Origin of the sequence: Roseateles sp. PN1 (assembly GCF_038419725.1) — a bacterium.
GTDB lineage: Bacteria > Pseudomonadota > Gammaproteobacteria > Burkholderiales > Burkholderiaceae_C > Paucibacter_A.
Genome location: NZ_JBCARA010000016.1, coordinates 75019 through 96420, shown reverse-complemented (window position 1 = coordinate 96420; position 21402 = coordinate 75019). Strand labels below are relative to the sequence as shown.

Genomic DNA, 21402 nt, shown 5'->3' with positions numbered 1-21402 from the left:
GCATGCAGTACCCACCCGCCCAAGCAAGGGCAGCGGCGCGCAGGCAAAGGAGAGAAAAATGGCCACCATCACATCCACCGGCATTGGCAGCGGGCTCGACGTTGAGACCATCGTCTCCAAGCTGATGTCGATCGAACGCCAGCCGGTCGTCAATTTGCAAACGCGCGCCACCGCGCTACAGGCCAAGCTCTCGTCCTACGGCAAGTTGCAAAGCAATATCAGCACCCTGAAGGACGCGGCCACCAAGCTGAACAACCCGGACATCTGGGGCGCCAATTTATCGACCTCCTCGGACGCCACCGCCGTCACAGCGGCCACCAGCCAAAGCTCGGTGGCCGGCAACTATGCCGTCAAGGTGACTCAGCTGGCCAGTGCGCAAACCATCAGCAGCACAGCCTACCCGGCCAATGCCACCACGGTCGGGCAAGGCTCGCTGACCATCGAGCTCGGCGCCTGGACCGCCAACAACGCCACCTTCACCCCTACGGCAGGCAAGTCGGCGGTCACGATCAATATCGGTGCCGGCGAAGACAGCCTCACCGCCGCCCGCGACAAGATCAATTCCTCCGGCGCCGGTGTCGTGGCTTCGGTGGTGACGGACAGCCAGGGCGCACGCCTGGTGCTGCGCTCAGCCAGCACCGGCGCCAGCAATGGTTTTCGCGTTTCCGCCAATGAAACCGCGCCCGGGCCGGGTGGCGGCGCAGGCCTGTCCGCCCTGGCCTATGACCCCAGCAATAGCGTCAACACCGCGACCTTGGCGCAAAGCGCCAAAAGTGCGATGGGCACCATCAACGGCATTGCCGTGGTATCTGAGACCAACTCGGTGGCCAATGTGATTGACGGCCTGACCGTCAACTTCGCCAAAGTGACGCTGGATGCGACCGGCGCGGCCAGCGAAGTCAATCTGACCGTGGGGCCGGACAAAGAGGCGATCAAGAAGGCAATCACCGACTTCACCACCGCCTACAACGCCTTGGCCACCTTCATGAAGGAACAGACCAAGTTCGTCCCCAAGTCAGGCACCACGGCCGCCACCGCAGGACCGCTGCAAGGTGACAGCACCGCCATCGGCCTGCAGGGTCAACTGCGCAGCTTGGTCAGCAGTTCCAGCACCTTGGGCGGCAGCTTGACCCGGTTCGCCGACATCGGACTGGACCCACAAGCCGATGGCACGATCAAGATCACCACGGCCAAGCTCGACAGCGCCCTGGGCAAGATGGGTGATCTGAAAAAGCTCTTCTCCGGCCTCGACAGTGCCGACGCCAGCAACAACGGCTTGACACAAAAGATCCGCGACCTGACTGACAAAGTGCTGAGCTTCGACGGGTCGCTGAACTCCAAGCAAACCGGTTTGCGCGACTCCATCAACCGCAACGGCAAGGATCAAGACGCCATCAACTTGCGGCTTGCTCTGGTCGAAAAACGCATGCGCAACAGCTACACCTCGCTGGACAAGAGCATGGCCAGCCTGAGCGGACTGCAAAGCTACGTCACGCAGCAGTTCGGCAACAAATAAGGCTGAGTCCGGCCAGGCAAAAAGCCACTCAACGCCCTGCGCAGCCGCTGGCTCGCAGGGCGTTTTTCATTTCCACGGCCAAGTGTGAACTTGAGCATGAATAAAGCCTAGTTCAGACTAAAAAAGATCAATTCGAGCAACTCAAGTTTGCCGGCGAGGGGTCGAAAACTATTCAACACAGCACAACTTGGGACGCAAATATGTACGGTAGCACCTCATCCCCTTTCGCATCGCGCACCCAAAGGGCGTCGATGTACAGCAAAGTGGGACTGGAGACCGACGTGCACGGTGCCAGCCCGCACCGACTCATCAGCATGCTGTTTGACGGCTTGTTCGATGCCATGACCCAAGCCCGCGGCGCAGTCCAGAACGGCAATAACGAACTCAAGAATCGCGCCCTGACCCGTGCTGTGCGCATTCTGGATGAAGGCCTGAAGGCTGGGCTGAACCTCGACTCCGGCCCCCTGGCCAAAGATTTGAACGATCTGTATGCCTATCTGTGCATGCGCCTGACCCGTGCCAACCTGCACAGCGACGCCGCAGCGATTGAGGAATGCCAGCGCATCCTCAGCCCGGTGCGTGAAGCCTGGACGGCCATTGGCAGCAATAACGAACTGCAACGCGCAGCCTGATGATGAAGCAATCCAAGGCAACACCCAATCAACACCCAAAGTCTCTAGCGGATCTAGCGATGAATACTCAACTCTTGAGCTACTACGAAGCCATTGAACAAGCCAGCGCCGACATGTTGAGCGCCGCCCGTTGCGGCAATTGGGATGAGGTGGTCAAACTCGAAGGCGCTTGCGTGCTGCTGATCTCGCAGCTCAAGCATGCGGCCTCGGCCAAGCAATTGGCCCCCGATGAAGCCAAGCTGAAGACGCGCATCATGCAGCGCATCTTGGTCAACGACGCTGAGATCCGCCACCTGGCCGAACCCTGGCTGGATGATCTGGACCGCGTGATGACGGGAAAAAGCAAAACTCTGCACTGATCGGCCAGAATGCACTGCGGCCGCCCACTAGGGCACGGCCGCAGCGCCATCTTGTAGACCTTTGATGACAAGCCAAACCACCTCCCCGCCATCGCTCGCCGCGCCCGATCAGGACGCCGCGGGCGATTTCCGCATTCAGACCCCGGCCGAAATCCTCCAACTGCTGCAGGGGCTGCAGCGCGAGCAGATCCGCATCAGCCTGCATGGCGCCAATGGCGCTTGCGTGCAAAGCTGCTTGAGCGCGGTGAATGCGAGCGAGGCCTCGCTGGGCTTTGATGCGCATCGCCAGGACCCGCAGTTGCAGGCATTGCTGAGCGCCGACGAGGTCACGGCCGTGGCTTATCTGGATCAGATCAAACTGCAGTTCGAGCTCGACGGCCTGATGCTGCTGAACAGCCCGCAGATCAGCAATGGCACCGTGCTGCGCGCGCCATTGCCCGGCACGATGTACCGCTTTCAGCGCCGCCAGGCCTTCCGTGTGCGCCCCAATACCCGCACGCCGCAAGCCCGCCTGCCCGACCCACAAGCACCCGAGCAGCAACTGCGCCTGCGCATCCTCGACCTCAGCCTGGGCGGACTGGCCCTGCTGTGGCCAGAGGATCAAGCGCCGCCGGCGATCGGCACGCCCATTGCTTCGGCACAGATCGAGCTGGACCGCGACACCCGCTTCGAGGCCAGCCTGCGGGTGCAAAACAGCCGCGCCGACCCCGACGGTGGCCTGCATCTGGGCCTGGTGTTTGAGCGCATTGATGCCGACGCTCAGCGCAGCTTGCAGCGCTTTGTCGACCAAATGCAAAAACTCGGCCGTTTGCTCAGCAAGCGCCCCGCTGCAGCGTGAACGGTCTTCGCCACGGTCACTCAAAAGTCAGCCGTGGCTTCACGCTGCTGGAAGCGGTGACCGTGATCGCCATCACCTGCATCTTGCTGGCGGCAGCCATACCCAGCTACCAGCATATGCTGCAGCGCCGCCAGCTCCAGCAGGTGGCCGAGTTGCTCGCCCTGGACATGCGACATGCGCGTGAATTAAGCGTTAGTGAGAACCAGCTCATTCACATCAGCTACCGCGCTGGCAAAAAATGGTGCTGGGGCGTCAGCCGGAACCAGCCCTGCGATTGCAGCGGCAACACGCCGGGAGCCCGCTGCAATATCGCCCAGATGGACAGCAAAGAATATCCGCGTGTGCTGCTGGACATCGCGCAGGACTCCGCCTTCAGCCCCGGCCTGGGCCAGGTGGCGCAAACCGGCGCGGCGGCTTTTCGCACCGAGCGCGGCCAGAACCTGCGTGTGCAATTGAACCCCTTGGGCCGACCGCAAGTTTGCGGGCGTGACGCACCGGGCGGGGTGGCCTGCCCCTAGCGCCAGTGTTGACAGCCGTGATTGCCATGCCAGCAGCGGCCGCGATGTACAAAACCCCTGGCATGCCAAGTATTCACGCTTGGCGCCCACTCCCCCACCCACCTCCACGCCTCCGTCATCAAGGCTAAACCCCGGCGCGCCAGACTGCGGCGCTATGCAGCCTCAAGACCGCCCCCAGAAAACCGCCGCCGCCCGCGCCTACCTGAGTCAGCAGCCCGGCCAGAACGGTTCCCCAGTAGCTCAGCCGATATTGACGCGCGCCCAGCGCATGCTGCTGATCACGGTCGACGGCCAGCGCAGCGAGTCTGAGTTGTTGAGCTTGGCGCGCAGCCTTGGGCTGGACGAAGCCGTGCTGAGGCAGCTGGAAGCCCAAGGTTTGATCAGCAGCCCGAATGCGAACGAGCTGGCCCAGCAGCGCGAGCGTGTCGCTGAGCAAGACCGCCGCGCCCGTATGCTGGCAGCGGCCAAGCTTTTTGCGCTGGAGTTGGCCAGCCGCATGCTGGTCGGACAAGACGGCAGGCTGCGTGAGCAGATGCGGGCGGTTCAAAGCGAATCGGCCTTCTGGGATTGGCTGGCGCAGTGCGAAAGCAGCATCACGCTGGCGGCTGACGCCGAACGAGCGGCGCTGTTTCGCCACCGCGTGGCCGCCAATCTGCCCAGACCTTAGCGCGCGATTGGCAGGAAAAGTCTGACAGCGACAAGCGCCATCACACCTGCATATTCATGATTTCGCTGTAGGCGGAGACCAAGCGGTTGCGCACCTGCAAGGTGGCTTGGAAGCCGATCTGCGCCTTCTGCATGGCGACCATGGTTTCTTCCAGGCTCACCGTCGGGTTGTCCAGCTGGACCTCGCGCTGCAGGCGTGAGGCCTGGGTCTGCGCCTGGCTGACGCCCTTCATGGCCTGGGCCATCGCATCCCCGAAGCTGGCGCCATCCACTGCCTTGGGCTTGGCCAGGGGCTGACCGTTCACGGCCAAGCCTGCCCGGGAGGCGGCTTGCGCGAAATCGAACGGTTTGAGCTTCAGGTCCATGGTGACTCCATCCCACCAGCAACTGCGGGACGCAGGAGTGGCGATGGGAAGAAGTCTAGGGCGCGGCGGCCTCGCCTGAAGAACGGAGATAAGCGCCCTTCCTCGGCTTGTTCCCAGCTTTCTTAAGGGTGCAAATCCGAATAATTCACTCATTCCTGCACTTTCCCGTGCGGCCGTGAATTAGCTCACACCCGATTCAAGCCACGGCACAAACCGCCGCCCTTCACCGCAAGCATTTCCGCTCAGCTCATGGACAACGCGATCAGCCCCAACGTCACTGCCCTGCCCCTTGCCGTCACCCCCGGCGAGCAGAGCTTTGGCGCCCGCCTGGTGGCCATGCCCACACGCAGCAAGGTGATGATGGCCGCCGGCCTGGCCGTGCTGGCCGGCGCCGTGCTGGCCATGACCTTGTGGAGCAATCAGGGTGACTTCCGGCCGGTGTTCACCGGCTTGTCTGATAAGGACGGCGGCGCCGTCATCGCCCAGCTGACCACCCTGGGCGTGCCCTACCGCAACGATCCCGGCGGCACGATCTTGGTGCCAGCCAGCCAGGTCTACGATGTGCGCATGAAGCTGGCCTCGGCCGGCCTGCCCAAGGGCAGCACCGTCGGCTTCGAGCTGATGGACAAAAGCTCCATCGGCCAGACCCAATTCAATGAACGGCTGAACTTCCAGCGCGGCCTGGAAGGCGAGCTGACCCGCACCATCACCGCCCTGGCCGATGTGGCCGATGCGCGCGTGCACCTGGCCATGCCGCAGCAAAACGGTTTTTTCCGCGAACAGCAAAAGCCCAGCGCCTCGGTGATGCTGACCCTGCGCGGCGGCCGCACCCTGGATCGCGCCCAGATTGCGGGCATCGTGCACCTGGTGTCGGCCAGCGTGCCTGAACTGGCGCCCAAGGCCGTCAGCGTGCTGGACCAAACCGGCGCCCTGCTGTCCAACACCAGCGACAACGGCAATGGCCTCGACAGCCAGCAGCTGCAGTACAAGCAGCAGATCGAAGCCAATATCAACAAGCGCATCTACGAGTTGCTGGAGCCGGTGGTTGGCCGCGAGAACCTGCGCGCCACCGTCACCGCCGATGTGGACTTCTCGCAAGTGGAATCCACCGCCGAGGAGTTCAAGCCCAACCAGGGCCAGAACGCCAGCGCCGCAGTGCGCAGCTCGCAAACCAACGAATCCACCAACGGCACGCCCGCCCTGCCCACCGGCGTGCCGGGTGCGGCCACCAACCAGCCGCCTGTGCCGGCCACCGCGCCCATCACCGGCGCCTCGGCCCCGCTGCAAGTGGCCGGCGGCAGCGCCACCAGCAGCTCGCGTCGCGAGGCGGTCACCAATTTCGAACTCGACAAGACTGTGCGCGTGGTGCGCAACGCCACCGGCCAGGTGCGTCGCCTGAACGCCGCCGTGGTGGTGAACCACCGCTCCAGCACCGACCCCAAGGGCAAGGTCAACACCATTCCCGTGCCGCAAGAAGAGCTGGACAAGCTGACCGCCCTGGTCAAGGAAACCATGGGTTTCAGCCAGGAGCGTGGTGACTCGCTGAAGATCATCAGCGCTCCCTTCATGAACGACAAGCAAGACGCCACCGACCTGCCGCTGTGGAAGCAGCCGCTGGTGCTGGACATGGTTCGCGCTGCGGCCGTGCCGCTGGCCCTGGTCTTGGTGGCGCTGATTGCTGTGTTCGGCATGGTGCGCCCGGCCATCCGTGCCGCCTACCCTCCGCCGGTGGAGCCGGCCGCAGCCAAGGAAGGCGAAGGCCCGCAAGAACTCAACGCCATCGTCGACGACGAAAACCAACTGCCCGCCGTGTTGGGCGCCAACGGCTTGCCCGCCCTGGAGGCCCCGGTCTCCAACGACAAGCTGGAGCGTGCCCGAGCCCTGGCTCGCGAGAACCCGATTGCCGTGGCCAACATCATGCGCAGCTGGATGACCGGCGAAGCCGCCTGAGCACGCCCTCACTGAACGCACCAAGAGACCAGCACCATCATGGACGAATCCGGAGTAGAAGACGCTGCCATCTTGCTGATGTCACTCGGCGAGGAAGAAGCTTCCGAGGTCTTCAAGCATTTGCAGCCCAAGGAAGTGCAAGCCCTGGGCGAGACGATTGCCAAGCTCAAGGTGGTGGCGCGCGAAAAGGTCGAGCAGGTGCTGACCCGCTTCGACGCCGTGGCGGCCACCCAAAGCACCCTGGTCAGCGACACCGATGAGTATGTGCGCTCGGTGCTGCGCAAGGCCCTGGGCGACGACAAGGCCAATTTGCTGCTGGACCGCATTTTGCAAGGCAGCGATGTCTCCAGCATCGAAAGCCTGAAGTGGATGGACGCCACCTCGGTGGCCGAATTGTTGCGCAACGAACACCCGCAAATCATCGCCGCCATCCTGGCCCACCTGGACTATGACCAAACCAGCTCGGTGCTGCGCGTCTTCACCGAGCGCCAGCGCAACGAAGTGCTGGTGCGCATCGCCACGCTGGACGGCATTCAGCCCCTGGCCTTGAAGGACCTCAACGAAGTCTTGAGCCAGGTGCTGGCTGGTGGCGAGCGCATGAAGAAGTCCAATTTGGGTGGCGTCAAGACCGCGGCCGAGATCATCAATATGTTGGGCTCCAGCGTGGAAGCCTCGGTGCTGGACTACATCCGCGAAGCCGATGCCGACCTGGCCCAGAAGATCATGGACAACATGTTCACCTTCGACGATCTGGAGAAGGTCGACGACAAGGGCATCCAAGCCGTGCTCAAGGAAGTGCAGAGCGAGTCGCTCATCGTCGCCCTCAAGGGTGCCAGCGCCGAGCTGCGCGAGAAGGTGCTGCGCAATATGTCCTCCCGCGCTGCCGAAACGCTGCGCGAAGACCTCGAGTCGCGCGGCCCAGTGCGCCTCTCCGAAGTGGAGTCCGAGCAGAAGGAAATGCTCAAGATCGTGCGCCGCCTGGTGGACGAAGGCACCATCGTCCTGGCCGGTGGCGGCGACGACCAATTCGTTTGATCCATTGACCGAATGCCCAAGCGCTGAATCCCATGAGTGCCGCCAGAACGCCCCCCCGCCAAGTGCCGCCGCCGCAGCGCGAAGGCAATGCCCCGCGCAGCAGCAGCTACAGCCGCTTCATTCCGCGTGAGGAGTTGCATGGCTTTGCCGCCTGGAACCCCGACGCCCTGCATGGCGCGATGAACGAAAAGCGCCCCTCGGTCAGCGCCCCGGCGCCCACCCCGAGCACGCCACCCGAGCCCGCCGCGCCGCCCGAGCCGGATGTTTCCGAGCTGCTGCACGAAGCCCGCCAAGCCGGCTACCAAGACGGCTACCGCGATGGCATGGCCGCGCTGGACGCCTTCAAACAAAGCTTCGCCAAGCAAATGGCCGGTCAAATCGGCGCACTGGTGAAGAACTTCGACGCCGACTTTCTGGCCCTGGAAGGCGAGATGGCGCAAGCCCTGGCACGCTGCGCGGTGGAGCTGGCACGCCAAGTGGTGCGCAGCGAAATCACCCAGCGCCCCGAGCACATCGCCAAGGTCGCGCATGACGCGGTGGAAGCTTTGCAGCTCTCGGCCAAGCATGTGCGGGTGCGCGTCAACCCGGCGGACTATCCGCTGGTGATCGACGGTGCCGGCGAAGAAATGCGTGCCCGCGAAGCGCAAGTGCTGCCCGACCCCGATGTGGCACGCGGCGGCTGCAAAGTGGATTCAGACATCAGCAGCGTTGACGCCACGCTGGCCACCCGCTGGCAACAAGCTGCCGCCGCCATGGGTCAAGCCTCGCTGTGGGAAGACCGCCGCGCCGGCGCTGCGCCCGCCGCCCCTTTGGATGATGCGGAGCTGGCGCCATGAGCGGCTTTCAAGACCTCGACCTCGCGGACCTGAGCACCGGCCAAGCCGATGCCGAACCGGGTCCTGAGCGCTACAGCACCCGCCCGGGCCGCTGGCAGCAGTATTTGCAAGACATGCAAGCCTTTGCCGGCAACCCGGTGCCGCTGGAATCACAAGGCAAGCTGGTGCGAGTGGCCGGCCTGGTGTTGGAAGCGACTGGCGTGAAAGTGCCGGTGGGTTCGGTCTGCGAAATTCAAATGCCCAGCTCAGGCGCCAACCCCCAGCGCGGCTTGCGCCCGGTGAACGCCGAGGTGGTGGGATTCTCGGGCGACCGCGCCTATCTGATGCCGACCGATGAGATTCAAGGCCTGTCCAGCGGCGCCATGGTGCTGCCACGCGCCCTGCCCCTGATCGCCCCGCAACTGGGCAAGCCCCTGCACCCTTGGCGCCGCGGCGAAGACCGCGGCCTGCATCTGCCCATGGGCGAAGGCCTGCTGGGTCGGGTGGTGGATTCGCACGGCCATCCCCTGGACCGCCGCGGCCCCCTGCACGATGTGCATGCCGAACCCATGGTGCGCCGCCCCATCAATGCGATGGACCGCGACCCGGTGCGCACGCCGCTGGACACCGGCGTGCGCGCCATCAACAGCATGCTCACCGTCGGCCGCGGCCAGCGCCTGGGCCTGTTTGCCGGCACCGGCGTCGGTAAATCGGTGCTGCTGGGCATGATGGCCCGCTTCACGCAGGCGGATGTGATCGTGGTCGGCCTGATCGGCGAGCGCGGCCGCGAAGTGAAGGAATTCATCGAAGACATCCTGGGCAATGAAGGCCTGCACCGCTCGGTCGTGGTGGCCGCGCCCGCTGACGCGCCGCCGCTGGTGCGCATGCAAGGCGCCCACTACGCCACCGCCATTGCCGAAAACTTCCGCGACCGTGGCCAGCATGTGCTGCTGCTGATGGACTCGCTCACCCGCTACGCCATGGCGCAGCGCGAGATCGCCCTGGCCATTGGCGAGCCGCCGGCCACCAAAGGCTATCCGCCCAGCTGCTTTGCCAAACTGCCCCAGTTGGTGGAACGCAGCGGCAACGGCCTGCCCGGCGAAGGCTCCATCACCGCCTTCTATACCGTGCTGAGCGAGGGCGACGACCAACAAGACCCGATCGCCGACGCCGCGCGCGGTATTTTGGACGGCCACATCGTTTTGAGCCGCGAACTCGCCGAGGCCGGCCATTACCCCGCCATCGACATCGAACGCTCGATCAGCCGGGTGATGACCAACGTGGCCCCGCAACCGCACATCGAGGCAGCCCGCCGCTGCCGTCAACTGCTCGCTAAATACAACAAAGCGCGCGATCTGATTCAGCTGGGTGCTTATGTACCCGGCAATGACTTCGAACTGGATCTGGCCGTGCGCAGCCACCCCGATATCAACCGGCTATTGCAGCAAGACATGCACAGCCCGGCCTCCTTGGCCGACAGCGTCCGACAACTCACAAGCGTAGTTAAGGACGCCTGAGATCTGTCGATAAACCCGAGAAGCAAGACTCAGCCGCCGCGGCCCCTTGCCTCTCTTTTGCGGAGTTAGCACCATGAGTTCAAGCAATCTGCAGGTCCTCACCATCTTGCTGGAGCGCGCCGAGAGCGAACGCGACGAAGCCCTGCGCATCTTTCAAGAAGCAGAAAAGCGCGCCACCCAGGCCCGCAACCAGCATGGCGAGCTGAACCAGTACCGCAGCGACTACCAACAGCGCTGGACCCAGCAGTTCGCCTCGCACGGCACCATGGACATCGTGGCTTGCTACCAAAGCTTCGGTGGCCGCCTGGACGAAGCCATCAGCAGCCAGGGCAATATCACCCAGTACGCCGACCAGCGCCAAGCCGCCGCCCGCGAAAAGCTGCGCGAGACCGATATGCGCGTGGCTGCCATCAGCAAGCTGATTGAGCGCCGCCAGCAGGAAAAGATGCGCGCCGTGCAGCGCCAGGAGCAAAAAGCTTGCGATGAACAAGCCGCCCGCACCCTGCAGTCGGCCTACAACCCTTTTGTGCGCCTGAGCGCTTGAGGTCCGCAGCATGAGCAGCTTCGTCAACAACCTCTCCCGCAGCGACTCGGCCCGGGTCAGCAATCCCGGCGCCAAGCCCAGCAGCCAGCCCGAAGGTGCCAGCGGCAATTTCTCGCTCATGCTGAGCAAGTTTGTGCCGGCAACGCCCCCGGCACCGACCCCACCGCCGGTGACCACAACCCCGGTGATGGACAGCGCCCGCCGCGATCAAGAACGCTTGAGCACCGCCAACCGCGAAAACAGCCAAGCGCAAGAGCGCGACAGCTTGGAACGCAGCGCTGCCCAGCAACAACAAGAAAGCCGCAGCCAAGCCCTCAAGCGCAGCAACGCTTCGGCCGACAAAGCCGGCCGAGGCGTGGCCCAAGCCGGCGCCAAGCCTGATGGAGCCACCGTATCCGGCAAAGCCACGGCGCAGGCCGAGGCCACGGCTGACGGTGTAGATGCGTCGGGTCAACTGAAGAACACCAAGGCCAAGGCCGCTGCCAGCGAGCAGTCCGAATCCGCCACCAGCCAGGCGTCCAGCACAGCGCAGGCTGAGCCCAATGCCAGCCAGATCGCCGCGGCTGACCCACGCACGGCCAAACTGCTTGGTGGCCAGAATGCGGCCGACAACACCGGCACCGAGACCACCGAAGACACAACAGCCAGCACCGACCCCGCCAACGGCCAAGCCATGGCGGGCCTAGGCGGCAAGCGCTCGGCCCAGGCCGCGCTGGGCCGCCAGGAACTGAGCGCCGAGCAGGCCAAAAGCCAAGCGGCAGCAACAGCTTCCTCAAGCGCAGCCAATGCTGAGCCCAGCTTTGCCGGCCAAATGCAAGCCGCCAACCAGGCTGCAAGCACGGGTCTGACAGCCGCTACACCGGCCAAGGCTGAAGCAGCCAGCGCCGATGTGCTGGCTGCACTCAGCCAAGCCGGCCCTGCGGTCGCCTCGGGCACCGGCGCCGATGTGGCGCCGCTGAACCAAGGCGGCAGCGCTGCAAGCGCCAGCCAGATCAGCCTGCCCCAGCCCCTGTACAGCGCAGCTTTTGCGCCCGAGATGGCAGCGCGCCTGAGCGTGCTGGCCTCGCAAGGCGTGCAAGAAGCGCATTTGCATCTGAACCCGGCCGAGATGGGCCCCGTCGCGGTGCAAATCGTGGTGGACGGCCAGCAAGCCCAGGTTTCCTTCCACGCCGACAACGCGCAAACCCGCGAGGTGTTGGAACGCGGCCTGCCCGATCTGGCGGCTGCTTTGCGTGAAAACGGCCTGACCCTCAGCGGCGGCGGTGTGTTCCAGCAGCAGATGAGCCAGCAAGGCCAGGCCAATCAAGGCCAGAGCCAAGAAGGCACGAGCGCCTCGCGTGGCGTGCGCATGGGCAATCGCAGCCTGATTAACGTCGACAATGGCAACAGCCTGAGCGCCGCAAGGCCAATGCCGCGCAGCACGCAAGGGGTGCTGGATCTATACGCCTGAGTTTGGGCATGAATTCAGGCCTGAAGCCTGGCAGCATGAGCGGGCGGCCGGCCAGGGTCGATTAAGCGAGCCGAGGCCCTTCTTTTCGCCGCTTGAGCCAAACGCCTGGCCTCAATAATCAGCCTCAAGCCCAATGCTGGGTCGCCACCGTCATCACAGGAGTTCGCATCCATGTCCGCACCCGCCGCACCCGCCGCAGAAGCACCCAAGGGTGGGGGTAATAAAAAGCTGATCATCATCATCGCGGCCGTGCTGGTTTTGGTGCTGGTGGGCGGTGGTGCTGCCTTTCTCCTGCTGAAGAAAAAGGCCCCCGCCGACGGCGAGGAAGGCGCGGAAGAAGTGCATGAGCCCGCCCCTGTCCACGCCAAACCCAAGCCTGGCACGCCGCCCACGTTTGTTCCGCTGGATCCGTTCACGGTCAATCTGTCGGACAAGGATGTGGACCGCTTCGCCCAAATTGGCGTCACCCTTGAGGTCGTCGACGCGAAAACCGCTGATCAGATCAAAGCCTATCTGCCTGCCATCCGCAGCAATGTGCTGATGCTCCTGTCCCACAAGTCCTCGGTTGAGTTGCTGACCATCGAAGGCAAGGAAAAGCTGGCCCGCGAAATCAAGCGCGAGTCGGTCCGGCCCATGGGCATCGAGTTGGATGACGAGGATGAAGAAGATCCTCCACCAGACACCGTCAAGAAGAAAAAGAAGAAAAAACGCCAGCAGGTCGAAAGCCCGGTGACCAATGTGCTGTTCTCCACTTTCATCGTCCAGTGAGCCTGAAGCCTTCGCGCATCGGTGATTCAGCATGAATCAACAAATACTTTCACAAGACGAAGTCGACGCCCTTCTGCAAGGCATCACCGGTGAGAGCCAAAAGCTCGACGCCGAGGAGGAGCAGGTCGGCGGCATACGCGACTACAACCTGGCCAGCCAGGAGCGCATTGTTCGTGGGCGCATGCCCACGATGGAAATCATCAACGAACGCTTCGCCCGCAATATCCGTGTGGGCCTGTTCAACTTCATCCGCAAGAGCCCGGAAGTCGCCATCGGCGGCATCAAGGTGCAGAAGTACAGCGCCTTCTTGCGCGAGATCGTGGTGCCCACCAACTTCAACATCGTCTCGGTCAAGCCGCTGCGCGGCTCCGGGCTGATCGTCTGCGACCCGACGCTGGTATTCGCGGTGATTGATTCGCTGTTCGGCGGCATCGGCAAATTCCATGCGCGCATCGAAGGTCGTGATTTCTCTGCCACCGAGCAGCGCGTGATTCTGCGCTTGGTGGAAGTGATCACCGCCGAGTATCACAAGGCCTGGAAGGGCATCTATCCGCTGGAACTCGAATTCCAGCGCTCGGAGATGCAGCCCCAATTTGCCAATATCGCCACACCCAGCGAGATCGTGGTGTCCACCTCCTTCACCCTGGAAATCGGCGAAGTCAGTGGCACGGTCTACTTCTGCATCCCTTACGCTACGCTGGAGCCAATTCGCGATGTGCTGTACTCCACCACCGTGGGTGACAGCACCGAACCGGACCGCCGCTGGGTCAATCTGCTCAAGCACCAGATTCAAGATGCCAAGGTCGAGTTGGTGGCCGAATTAGGCACCGCACCCGCCACGGTGGAGCAGTTGCTGGCCTTCAAACCCGGTGACTTCATCGAGTTGGATCTCGAGTCACTGATCAAAGCCAAGATCGACGGCGTGCCCGTGTATGACTGCCACTACGGCACCACCAACGGCAAGTACGCCATCAAAGTTGAACAAATGTTGACCGCCCCCGACCAGGGTTGGCTGGGAGCCCGCAATGTCACCTGATACCCCCTCCTCCGAAGAACAAGACGCAATGGCGGCCGAGTGGGCTGCCGCCCTGGCCGAAGCCAAGCCCAACGATGTGGCCGAAGAGGTCAGCGCGCCCACCGAGCAGGTGGCGCCGGCCAGCTTCGCCAACTTCTCGCCCACGCCCAGCAATATGCCCAGTGGCGACATCAATATGATTCTGGACATTCCCGTCCAGTTGACCGTTGAGTTAGGCCGTACCCGCATCCCCATCAAGAACATCCTGCAACTCGCGCAAGGCTCGGTGGTTGAGTTGGATGCCCTGGCGGGCGAGCCCATGGACGTGCTGGTCAACGGCTACCTGATCGCCCAAGGCGAGGTCGTGGTGGTGAATGACAAGTTCGGTATTCGCTTGACCGACATCGTCACGCCCTCCGAGCGGATGCGGCGCTTGTCCAAGGGCTGAAATTGGCATCAGGCAAGACCTGACCCCCGATTGGAGTCAAGGCCGCTTTGCGGCCTTTATTGTGCGGTTTGACACAGCGCCCTGCTGGTGACAATCAAACCCATGAACTCGCCCTTCCTACCTTTCCTGTGGTTTCTGGCCATTCTGTGCCTGATCCCTCTTGCCCTGTGGCTGCTCAAGCGCAGCCCCATGGGTGGCAGCCTGAACCCGCAAGGCGTAATGCGCGTTGTCGCACAGTTGCCCATCTCCCCTAATCAAAAATTGCTGACGGTCGAGGTGGGCCAAGGCGATCAGCGCCGTTGGCTTGTCCTGGGCGTCACCGCCCAGCAGATCAGCACCTTGCACGAGATGGCGCCGCAGGCGGAAGCAACAGAGAACGCGGCCGCCGTGCCATTTGCGCAGATGCTGGGCGCGCGCTTGCGTGGCCAGGGCGCCGCCAAGGCTGGGGATCATGATGCGTCTTGACCCTCGCTGGATGAAGCAGGCGCTGGCCTTCTCACTGCTTACGGCATTGTCCGCGGCGGCCTGGAGCCAAGCGGCAGGCAACCCACCGCCGGCCACGCTGCCATTGCTGATCGGGCAAGGCTCGGGCGGCAGCAATTACTCGGTGCCGATCCAGACCCTGCTGTTCTTCACGGCACTGGGCTTTCTGCCGGCCATGCTCTTGATGATGACCGGCTTCACCCGCATCGTCATCGTACTGTCCCTGATGCGCCAGGCCCTGGGCACGCAAGCCGCGCCGCCGAATCAGGTGATCGTGGGCCTGAGCCTGTTCCTGACATTTTTCGTGATGAGCCCGACCCTGGACAAGGTCTACGCCGATGCTTGGCAACCGTACAGCGCAGGGCAAATCGGCTTCGAAGAAGCTGTCAAGCGCGCCGAGCCGCCGATGCGTAACTTCATGCTCAAGCAGACCCGGCAGGCCGACGTAGCCCTGTTCACCCGCCTGGCCAAGCTCGACAGCAGCATCAAGGCCGAAGACGTGCCATTCAAGGTGCTGGTGCCGGCCTTTGTCACCAGCGAGCTGAAAAGCGCCTTCCAGATCGCCTTCCTGATCTTCATCCCCTTCCTGGTCATCGACATGATCGTCAGCAGCGTGCTGATGAGCCTGGGCATGATGATGCTGTCGCCCGTGCTGGTGGCCCTGCCCTTCAAGCTGATGCTGTTTGTACTGGCCGATGGTTGGAATTTGCTCTTGGGATCACTCGCGGCCTCCTTCGTCACCTAGGCGCAGGCAAGACCTGACCCCATAGCGAACCACTCCAGTCGAACAACAAGACGCCACAGGCAAAGAGAAGCACCATGGATGCACAACAAGTCTTCACCTACGGCCAACAAGGCCTCTACATCCTGCTGCTGGTGTCGGCGCCGATTCTGCTCACCGTGCTGCTGGTCGGCGTGCTGGTGAGCGTGTTCCAGGCCGCCACGCAGATCAACGAAGCAACGCTGAGTTTCGTGCCCAAGGTCATCGCCGCGGTGCTGGTCTTGGCCATCACCGGGCCATGGATGGTGAACACCTTGGTGGAGTACATCCAGCGCACCTTGCAAGCCATTCCGCAAGCCGTCGGCTGAGATGATTTCCTTCACCGAAGCGCAGTTGCTGGCGTGGTTGAACCCACTGCTGTGGCCCTTCATCCGCACCATGGCCCTGTTCGCGGGCATGCCTATCTTCAGCCAGCGCAATGTGCCGATGCGCGCGCGGATTGGCTTGGCCATCTTTATCTCAATGGCGGCCCAGCCCTCGCTGCCGCCCATGCCTCTGACGCCTCTGGACTCGCTGCCGACATTGCTGCTCTTGCTGGGGCAGCAATTGCTGATCGGTCTGTCCATGGGCTTCGCCGTTCGGCTGGTGTTTGCAGCACTGGAGTTTGCGGGTGAGTTGATCGGCCTGCAGATGGGCCTGAACTACGCCGGCTTCTTCGACCCTGCCACTGGGAGCCAAGGCACAGGCACGGCACGCTTTTTTGGCAGCATGGTGGCTTTTCTATTCATTGCCATCAATGGCCACCTGCTCTTGATCAATTCCTTGATTCAAAGCTTCCACGTCTTTCCGATCGGCGACGAACCGTTTCGCTTTCTGCGCGTGACGCAACCGCAGACCTGGGGCGCCGAAATCTTCCGCATGGGGCTGTGGATCGCCCTGCCCTTGATCACCATGCTGATGTTCGTCAACTTGGTGCTGGGGGTGATTTCACGCGTCGCGCCGCAGATCGGCGTGTTCTCGGTCGGCTTCCCGCTGACTGTGAGCATCGGCCTGATCGGCATGGTGGCTACCTTGCCGCTGATGCAAACACCATTCATGGTCGCTTTGGAGCGCATGCTCGCGGCATTCACCTAGCTCGCTGCCGCCTTGCTTGGGGCGTACAAGCTATTCAAGCGTACCCAATGGTCATAGAGGCGCTAGAGGCGCTTTGCATCACCGATTCATGGGCGAGCACCAGGCCCAGCCCAACAAGGGCCGGAGAGGCCCTTCAAACCAATTCATCCCAACCTCAATGTGCTGGTGCCCAGGACGGGCACGCAAAACATAACTAAAAACAATAGCTTGGGCGTTGTCGTGCGGGATTTATGCGGGCAGAATTCCCTCTATGGGGAATGCGCAGGCTGATGCGCCCAGGTTGGAATATTGCGGGTGGCTACGTCCTATGCGGAAGCTTCGGCAGTCCGCTTCTATTCGAAATCACCTATCCCGTGATCCGGGTTCAGCGCCGGAGCCCTTCGAGCCGCAATCGTAAACTGCGGTGACGGCTGGAGAAAATTAGCGTGCCAGTGACACCCCGGAAAGACGGGGGCTTTCAAGTCTGACCTAGCCAAAGAGGCCCCGAGGGATGCAAACCAAGGTGAGCCAGCCAAGGCGAAGGGTCGCGCCCTCAATTCCTGCGTAGGCTGCAGGGGTCAGGCTTGAGAGTGAAGCGCAGTGATGATGCGTAAGTCAGGGTGGACGCGCTAACCCGTAACACACGCAAGCCGGAGTTTCATCACCGGCCACTCTCTCCTACAAGCGCAGCCCGGTCAGCCCTCAGTTGCTCAACGTGTCCGCGGCCTTCCGCAGCCAATCCTGCACCCTCTGCGAGTACGTCGCTAAGGACTCGGATTCTGGCTCGCTCAGGGCCGCAGGAATCGGCAGGGGCTTCGGGGCCGGTGGCGAGTGCGTTGCGCAGCCGGTCAAGATCAGAGCGAGCAGCAGCAGCGGCAGAGCTTTCCCGCTTGAGCCGCGCCGCGTAGTCGCTGAGGGTTTGGGCTTGCTTGAGTGCATCGGTTCGCTCGCTTTCTCGCGCCGCTTCTGCGGCGGCAATCTCGGTCTTGAGGCGGTCAACATTGGCCCAGCGCATGTGGCCAATCCAGCCGGCGCCGAATGACCCCGCCAAAAGTGCGATCGCAACATAGGCGCGGATCATGGGTAGAACACTCGTCGGCCCGATCGGGGCGGCACGGTTTGAAGGTGCGACCATCCTTTTGTGCTGGCCGGGTGCTCAATCCAAAGGCCGATCGCAGTAAGCGCGGCCTGGCCTTCGCCTGTCATCAGCCAATCATCAAGATCACCGTCGGGGTCAAAAATGTCGATCGCCTGCCCCGTCATGTGCTTGGAGTTCGGAGCGGCGCCGGCAACTGTCGCGTTGTACGCTGGCGGGCGCCATCCTGACGAAACGACGCTCCCCGTCTTTGAGTTGAGGTCAAGCGAAACACCGTAGCTGCGCGCCTGAGTCAAAAGCCTGCTGGCCAGCTCGATCGTGAGCTTTGCATTACGCTCAATGTCAGCCGTCAGCGCCTGGGGGTATTGCTCGCGCCGGCCCATGAAGTAGTTTTCGATCGTGATCACTTCGGCCCCCTCCCTCGCACTGCGTGCAACTGATCGTGTGAAAGCTCAACCGGGCACCCCATGGGAACCTCATTGCGCCAGCGCCTCGCGTCGATCCAGAGATAGGCGCAGAGGGCCAGGGCCAGCATCTCGCCCGAAAACTCATGCAGGCCGAAGATCGGCAGCGACAGCAGCGACAAGACGAGCACAAGTCCGTGTTGCAACTTGAGCCGCGCCGGGGTGGATGCGTCCATGCGCCTGGCCCGGCAGAACACAGACCACGCAATCGACATGACCGCGCTGTAATGGATCAAGTCACCGATCATGATTTGCCGCCCCTTAGTGCTGCCTCTGCCGACGCCTTAGCCAGCCTTCCCGCCCATTTGCCCACTGCCGGCCAGCGGTGCCCCACCCAGCCGATCAGCAGCGCCACCGGGGTGACAAGCCGCTTGTCTTCGACATGGACATAGAGCGTGATCAGCTCAGCCGCCGAGCCTGTGAAGAGCCACGCCAGTGCGCACATTCCCATCACATAGCGGATGCCCTCCCAGGTACTGCAGGCCCGCCATGACATGAGGCCAAGCACGCCCCCCGCTGCCCCAGCGATCACGACAACGAGGTGCGGCGCGATGACCGCGGCAGTGCTGGCCCCGACGAAGACGGCCAGGACTTGCGCAAGCCCGACGACTGGATCAACGCCGCTGGGCATGAGGCCACCAGAAGAACACGGCCAGCGCGGCCACTGCTGAAATCATCAACATAGGAACCCCCCATTGTTTTGAGCATCCATCCATGCCGGGGACGATATGGAATCGTGCCGCGAACCACCAGGCCGAACAGCCTGCCGTCGTGCTGGACATAATGCCGACCGCCACGCAGACAGCAGAGACGAACCTATCCCGCGCTAGGCAATGAGCCGCCCAGCACAGAGAGAGGATCGGCCACCATTGCGTCACATCCCGCGCCGCGCCCTGGGTGCCGGCCGGGAACATCTGCCAAGCAAACTCATGCACGCAGGCTGACACCAGGATCAGCAGACCAAGGATCATTTCGGATCTTCGCCAATCGGGCCGGCGTTGGTTGTCGGCTGAATCCACTTGCCCAGCGTGATCAAGGCCGAGGCGATGCGTTGTCGAATGGTGTTCATAGATGCCTCCAAGAGTTAATCAGTTGCCCGTCAACATGCGCTGCTGCTGCCACGTTCCAGGGTCACCCTGAATCGTGCAGATCCAGCCATTAATGGTGTATTTGTTGGGCGATGTACCAAGCTCGGAAGGCGCCTTGTTCTCGATCCGGTCGCCCTGGTACCACTGCAACGCCGACCCAGCAACTGGCGACGATGTGCCGGCGCCTGAGGTGACGTCGTTCCCAAGATTGGACTGGATCCGACGATTCGAGCCGAAGAAGTTCAGGCGAATATCAAGCGCGTAATTCGCATTGGCGCCGGACTTAGAAAAGCGGTTGCTGGTGATGATGATCTGGTCAGTAGTGCCAGAAAGATCAATGCACCACTTCGAGCTTGCTGAACTGAAGAAGTTGGTGTCGATCATCACGTCTTGCACGCTCTGCATCGTCAGCTCAGCGGTGGCTCCGCCCAGGGTGGCGTTCGCCGTGAAGTGGTTATTGCAGAATGAAATCCCGCCAGTGCTGAAGATGAACGCACCGGACGAATTGAAGCCGATGAAGGTGTTGCCGCCGATCTGGCTATTGCCGGTTCCGCTGCCGTAGTACAGGCCGACATCGTTCGTCCCGGTGCCGCTGAAATAGTTGCCAATGACCGGTGAGCGATTTAGCCCAACCATCCAAACAAACTGGTTTCGCAGCCCTTCCATGACGTTTTGTTCAACGCGCACATTGGTGTTGTAGGTGCCTGCGCCCTCAACACGAACAGCGTGTTTTGTCTGTAGCGCGCCCTTCGATGGCGACGACACAATCACGTTGTGGTGGAAATAGGTGTCACCCACCGAGGCCACGCCAACACCGTCAGCGGTCATGAAGAGCGCGGCGTACTCAACGTGCCAAAAGTAGTTGTGGCAAATGCGCAGGTCATTGGCCCACGTTTCATTGATGTTGTTTTCGTAGATGCCGTAATAGGTGCCATCGTAGAAAACATTGCCGTCGATCAGCAGCGAGTCGTTGTGCGTTTTGACCCAGATGCCTTTGTAGCTGTTGCGGAACCCGCAGCGCCGAACGCTTGAGTAAGCTGTATTCACCATCTTCACGGCGGCCCCGTCTGTGCTCTTTGCCGCCCGGTCAAATTTCAAGCCAACGACATCACAGAAGCTCAGCATTGATCCAGTCACGCCAACGACTAAACCATCAGTGTTGCCCTGAAGAACTAGAGTCGCATCACCCTCGCCAATGACGCTCACACGGTCGTTCTGGACGTACAGGGTATTGATCGGCCAATCCCCACTGGTGAAAACAAGTGCATCCCCCGCTGTCATCGCGTCCAACAGGGGCTGCAAAATTGCGGTGTTCTGCGCTGCGGTTTTGCTCGGAGAGGCTCCGCGAGATGCCGCGTAGACCTTGCGGCGAACTTCCGCTCCAAGAGAGCCATCTGGGTACGGCAAAGAACCATTGAAGGCGATTTGGCCAGAAGCCTTGGTGGAATTTCCGCCATTAGCCAGATCTAATGCAAGGGCTGCTGCGCTGCCAGAGTCAACGCCAGGGATGGTGATCGGGTTGCCGCTTGAATCGAATGCCAGAACTCGATTTGCGCGCGATCCAGCAGCAGCCAGGGCTGGAACTGTCTCACCATTCGGGACGCGCAAGGACGTTGGGGCGCCCTTTCCTCCGCCGTAAATCTCTTGAAGCACAAGCCACAAGCGATCCATGTCACCATTAAGTGCACCGGCCAGCAAATCGCCATTGTTTTGGTAATCGGTCGTGCGGATCAGCGCGGTGTCACGGTAGCGCGTGATGACAGTCCCGGCCGCTGGATTCGCCAAGAAGTTGACGCTACCACTGCCAGAGCCAACGCCTGACAAGGTGTAATCGACGCCCAGCGTGTAGATCGTTTTGACCCCATTCAGTTCACCCTGCACCTTCAGGTCGGCCGCATTGAGGACCGTGAACGAATACGGAAAAACGGACGTGGCGCCGTTGGCCACCGAGCTTGCAATGGGGGTTTCTTCAACGACAGACATAGGGCGCGCCTCTGGTTT

At 62.3% G+C, this 21402-nt stretch carries 26 protein-coding genes; 19 read left to right on the top strand and 7 right to left on the bottom strand.

Features of this window, described 5'->3' with window-relative positions; all coding sequences use genetic code 11:
* Positions 1–58 precede the first annotated feature (58 nt).
* The 6 genes from fliD (at position 59) to AABB87_RS20800 (ending at position 4530) form a co-directional block, all read left to right on the top strand.
* The gene (fliD, locus tag AABB87_RS20825) at positions 59–1516 is read left to right on the top strand and encodes a flagellar filament capping protein FliD (RefSeq protein ID WP_341973224.1); all 1458 of its coding nucleotides are present in this window, start codon (positions 59–61) and stop codon (positions 1514–1516) included.
* 251 nt (positions 1517–1767) lie between these two features.
* A complete protein-coding gene (fliS, locus tag AABB87_RS20820; protein ID WP_231741520.1) occupies positions 1768–2148 on the top strand; it encodes a flagellar export chaperone FliS in 381 nt (126 codons plus the stop codon).
* 59 nt (positions 2149–2207) lie between these two features.
* Positions 2208–2507, top strand: coding sequence for a flagellar protein FliT (locus AABB87_RS20815; protein WP_058719076.1), 300 nt, complete (start codon positions 2208–2210; stop codon positions 2505–2507).
* Between the two features lie 64 nt (positions 2508–2571).
* Entirely contained in the window at positions 2572–3345 is a 774-nt protein-coding gene (locus AABB87_RS20810; RefSeq protein ID WP_341973222.1) for a flagellar brake protein, read from the top strand.
* On the top strand, positions 3342–3863 hold the full coding sequence (locus AABB87_RS20805) for a type II secretion system protein (RefSeq protein WP_341973221.1): 522 nt from the start codon (positions 3342–3344) through the stop codon (positions 3861–3863). Before AABB87_RS20810 ends, AABB87_RS20805 begins: the two co-directional genes overlap by 4 nt.
* A 154-nt stretch (positions 3864–4017) precedes the next feature.
* Positions 4018–4530, top strand: coding sequence for a hypothetical protein (locus AABB87_RS20800; RefSeq protein ID WP_341973220.1), 513 nt, complete (start codon positions 4018–4020; stop codon positions 4528–4530).
* Between the two features lie 40 nt (positions 4531–4570).
* Here AABB87_RS20800 and fliE read toward each other — a convergent pair whose 3' ends face one another.
* Entirely contained in the window at positions 4571–4894 is a 324-nt protein-coding gene (gene fliE, locus AABB87_RS20795; protein ID WP_341973219.1) for a flagellar hook-basal body complex protein FliE, read from the bottom strand.
* Between the two features lie 249 nt (positions 4895–5143).
* On the opposite strand from fliE, the gene fliF reads away from it, so the two are divergent.
* The 13 genes from fliF (at position 5144) to fliR (ending at position 16774) form a co-directional block, all read left to right on the top strand.
* Complete coding sequence (fliF, locus tag AABB87_RS20790; protein ID WP_341973217.1) at positions 5144–6844, top strand: flagellar basal-body MS-ring/collar protein FliF; 1701 nt, start codon at positions 5144–5146, stop codon at positions 6842–6844.
* 39 nt (positions 6845–6883) lie between these two features.
* The gene (gene fliG, locus AABB87_RS20785; RefSeq protein ID WP_058719070.1) at positions 6884–7879 is read left to right on the top strand and encodes a flagellar motor switch protein FliG; all 996 of its coding nucleotides are present in this window, start codon (positions 6884–6886) and stop codon (positions 7877–7879) included.
* A 32-nt stretch (positions 7880–7911) separates the two neighbouring features.
* The gene (locus tag AABB87_RS20780; protein WP_341973216.1) at positions 7912–8715 is read left to right on the top strand and encodes a FliH/SctL family protein; all 804 of its coding nucleotides are present in this window, start codon (positions 7912–7914) and stop codon (positions 8713–8715) included.
* Between the two features lie 113 nt (positions 8716–8828).
* Positions 8829–10211 (top strand): flagellar protein export ATPase FliI, encoded by a 1383-nt coding sequence (gene fliI / locus AABB87_RS20775; RefSeq protein WP_341973233.1) that lies wholly within the window; start codon positions 8829–8831, stop codon positions 10209–10211.
* A gap of 73 nt (positions 10212–10284) precedes the next feature.
* Positions 10285–10755: a flagellar export protein FliJ gene (gene fliJ, locus AABB87_RS20770; RefSeq protein WP_341973215.1), complete on the top strand. Its 471-nt coding sequence runs from the start codon at positions 10285–10287 to the stop codon at positions 10753–10755.
* A 10-nt stretch (positions 10756–10765) separates the two neighbouring features.
* Entirely contained in the window at positions 10766–12205 is a 1440-nt protein-coding gene (locus AABB87_RS20765; protein WP_341973214.1) for a flagellar hook-length control protein FliK, read from the top strand.
* Between the two features lie 171 nt (positions 12206–12376).
* Positions 12377–12973: a flagellar basal body-associated FliL family protein gene (locus tag AABB87_RS20760; protein WP_341973213.1), complete on the top strand. Its 597-nt coding sequence runs from the start codon at positions 12377–12379 to the stop codon at positions 12971–12973.
* A 31-nt stretch (positions 12974–13004) separates the two neighbouring features.
* Entirely contained in the window at positions 13005–14009 is a 1005-nt protein-coding gene (fliM, locus tag AABB87_RS20755; RefSeq protein WP_058719066.1) for a flagellar motor switch protein FliM, read from the top strand.
* A complete protein-coding gene (gene fliN / locus AABB87_RS20750) occupies positions 13999–14436 on the top strand; it encodes a flagellar motor switch protein FliN (protein ID WP_341973212.1) in 438 nt (145 codons plus the stop codon). The genes fliM and fliN overlap by 11 nt, the downstream gene beginning before the upstream one ends.
* Positions 14437–14538: 102 nt before the next feature.
* A complete protein-coding gene (fliO, locus tag AABB87_RS20745; protein WP_341973211.1) occupies positions 14539–14901 on the top strand; it encodes a flagellar biosynthetic protein FliO in 363 nt (120 codons plus the stop codon).
* Entirely contained in the window at positions 14891–15664 is a 774-nt protein-coding gene (gene fliP / locus AABB87_RS20740; protein WP_341973232.1) for a flagellar type III secretion system pore protein FliP, read from the top strand. Before fliO ends, fliP begins: the two co-directional genes overlap by 11 nt.
* A 74-nt stretch (positions 15665–15738) precedes the next feature.
* Positions 15739–16008, top strand: coding sequence for a flagellar biosynthesis protein FliQ (gene fliQ, locus AABB87_RS20735; RefSeq protein WP_341973210.1), 270 nt, complete (start codon positions 15739–15741; stop codon positions 16006–16008).
* Between the two features lies 1 nt (position 16009).
* Positions 16010–16774 carry a flagellar biosynthetic protein FliR gene (gene fliR, locus AABB87_RS20730; RefSeq protein WP_058719062.1) on the top strand — a complete coding sequence of 255 codons (765 nt, stop codon included), beginning with the start codon at positions 16010–16012 and terminating at the stop codon, positions 16772–16774.
* Between the two features lie 640 nt (positions 16775–17414).
* Here fliR and AABB87_RS20725 read toward each other — a convergent pair.
* The 6 genes from AABB87_RS20725 to AABB87_RS20700 form a co-directional block, all read right to left on the bottom strand.
* Positions 17415–17834, bottom strand: a complete 420-nt coding sequence (locus AABB87_RS20725) for a hypothetical protein (RefSeq protein WP_341973208.1) — start codon at positions 17832–17834, stop codon at positions 17415–17417.
* The gene (locus AABB87_RS20720; protein ID WP_341973207.1) at positions 17831–18256 is read right to left on the bottom strand and encodes a D-Ala-D-Ala carboxypeptidase family metallohydrolase; all 426 of its coding nucleotides are present in this window, start codon (positions 18254–18256) and stop codon (positions 17831–17833) included. The genes AABB87_RS20725 and AABB87_RS20720 overlap by 4 nt, the downstream gene beginning before the upstream one ends.
* Positions 18253–18489 (bottom strand): hypothetical protein, encoded by a 237-nt coding sequence (locus AABB87_RS20715; protein ID WP_341973206.1) that lies wholly within the window; start codon positions 18487–18489, stop codon positions 18253–18255. The genes AABB87_RS20720 and AABB87_RS20715 overlap by 4 nt, the downstream gene beginning before the upstream one ends.
* Positions 18490–18557: 68 nt before the next feature.
* Positions 18558–18944 (bottom strand): hypothetical protein, encoded by a 387-nt coding sequence (locus AABB87_RS20710; RefSeq protein WP_341973205.1) that lies wholly within the window; start codon positions 18942–18944, stop codon positions 18558–18560.
* The gene (locus AABB87_RS20705) at positions 18928–19284 is read right to left on the bottom strand and encodes a hypothetical protein (RefSeq protein ID WP_341973204.1); all 357 of its coding nucleotides are present in this window, start codon (positions 19282–19284) and stop codon (positions 18928–18930) included. The genes AABB87_RS20710 and AABB87_RS20705 overlap by 17 nt, the downstream gene beginning before the upstream one ends.
* 117 nt (positions 19285–19401) lie before the next feature.
* Entirely contained in the window at positions 19402–21384 is a 1983-nt protein-coding gene (locus AABB87_RS20700) for a right-handed parallel beta-helix repeat-containing protein (protein WP_341973203.1), read from the bottom strand.
* Positions 21385–21402: the final 18 nt, after the last annotated feature.

Bases quoted from the DNA above. Each gene is read 5' to 3' on its own strand.
- fliD (WP_341973224.1), top strand. From the start codon at position 59: ATGGCCACCATCACATCCACCGGCATTGGCAGCGGGCTCGACGTTGAG.
- fliS (WP_231741520.1), top strand. From the start codon at position 1,768: ATGTACAGCAAAGTGGGACTGGAGACCGACGTGCACGGTGCCAGCCCG.
- AABB87_RS20815 (WP_058719076.1), top strand. From the start codon at position 2,208: ATGAATACTCAACTCTTGAGCTACTACGAAGCCATTGAACAAGCCAGC.
- AABB87_RS20810 (WP_341973222.1), top strand. From the start codon at position 2,572: ATGACAAGCCAAACCACCTCCCCGCCATCGCTCGCCGCGCCCGATCAG.
- AABB87_RS20800 (WP_341973220.1), top strand. From the start codon at position 4,018: ATGCAGCCTCAAGACCGCCCCCAGAAAACCGCCGCCGCCCGCGCCTAC.
- fliE (WP_341973219.1), bottom strand. From the start codon at position 4,894: ATGGACCTGAAGCTCAAACCGTTCGATTTCGCGCAAGCCGCCTCCCGG.
- fliF (WP_341973217.1), top strand. From the start codon at position 5,144: ATGGACAACGCGATCAGCCCCAACGTCACTGCCCTGCCCCTTGCCGTC.
- fliG (WP_058719070.1), top strand. From the start codon at position 6,884: ATGGACGAATCCGGAGTAGAAGACGCTGCCATCTTGCTGATGTCACTC.
- AABB87_RS20780 (WP_341973216.1), top strand. From the start codon at position 7,912: ATGAGTGCCGCCAGAACGCCCCCCCGCCAAGTGCCGCCGCCGCAGCGC.
- fliI (WP_341973233.1), top strand. From the start codon at position 8,829: ATGCAAGCCTTTGCCGGCAACCCGGTGCCGCTGGAATCACAAGGCAAG.
- fliJ (WP_341973215.1), top strand. From the start codon at position 10,285: ATGAGTTCAAGCAATCTGCAGGTCCTCACCATCTTGCTGGAGCGCGCC.
- AABB87_RS20765 (WP_341973214.1), top strand. From the start codon at position 10,766: ATGAGCAGCTTCGTCAACAACCTCTCCCGCAGCGACTCGGCCCGGGTC.
- AABB87_RS20760 (WP_341973213.1), top strand. From the start codon at position 12,377: ATGTCCGCACCCGCCGCACCCGCCGCAGAAGCACCCAAGGGTGGGGGT.
- fliM (WP_058719066.1), top strand. From the start codon at position 13,005: ATGAATCAACAAATACTTTCACAAGACGAAGTCGACGCCCTTCTGCAA.
- fliN (WP_341973212.1), top strand. From the start codon at position 13,999: ATGTCACCTGATACCCCCTCCTCCGAAGAACAAGACGCAATGGCGGCC.
- fliO (WP_341973211.1), top strand. From the start codon at position 14,539: ATGAACTCGCCCTTCCTACCTTTCCTGTGGTTTCTGGCCATTCTGTGC.
- fliP (WP_341973232.1), top strand. From the start codon at position 14,891: ATGCGTCTTGACCCTCGCTGGATGAAGCAGGCGCTGGCCTTCTCACTG.
- fliQ (WP_341973210.1), top strand. From the start codon at position 15,739: ATGGATGCACAACAAGTCTTCACCTACGGCCAACAAGGCCTCTACATC.
- fliR (WP_058719062.1), top strand. From the start codon at position 16,010: ATGATTTCCTTCACCGAAGCGCAGTTGCTGGCGTGGTTGAACCCACTG.
- AABB87_RS20725 (WP_341973208.1), bottom strand. From the start codon at position 17,834: ATGATCCGCGCCTATGTTGCGATCGCACTTTTGGCGGGGTCATTCGGC.
- AABB87_RS20715 (WP_341973206.1), bottom strand. From the start codon at position 18,489: ATGGACGCATCCACCCCGGCGCGGCTCAAGTTGCAACACGGACTTGTG.
- AABB87_RS20710 (WP_341973205.1), bottom strand. From the start codon at position 18,944: ATGCCCAGCGGCGTTGATCCAGTCGTCGGGCTTGCGCAAGTCCTGGCC.
- AABB87_RS20705 (WP_341973204.1), bottom strand. From the start codon at position 19,284: ATGATCCTTGGTCTGCTGATCCTGGTGTCAGCCTGCGTGCATGAGTTT.
- AABB87_RS20700 (WP_341973203.1), bottom strand. From the start codon at position 21,384: ATGTCTGTCGTTGAAGAAACCCCCATTGCAAGCTCGGTGGCCAACGGC.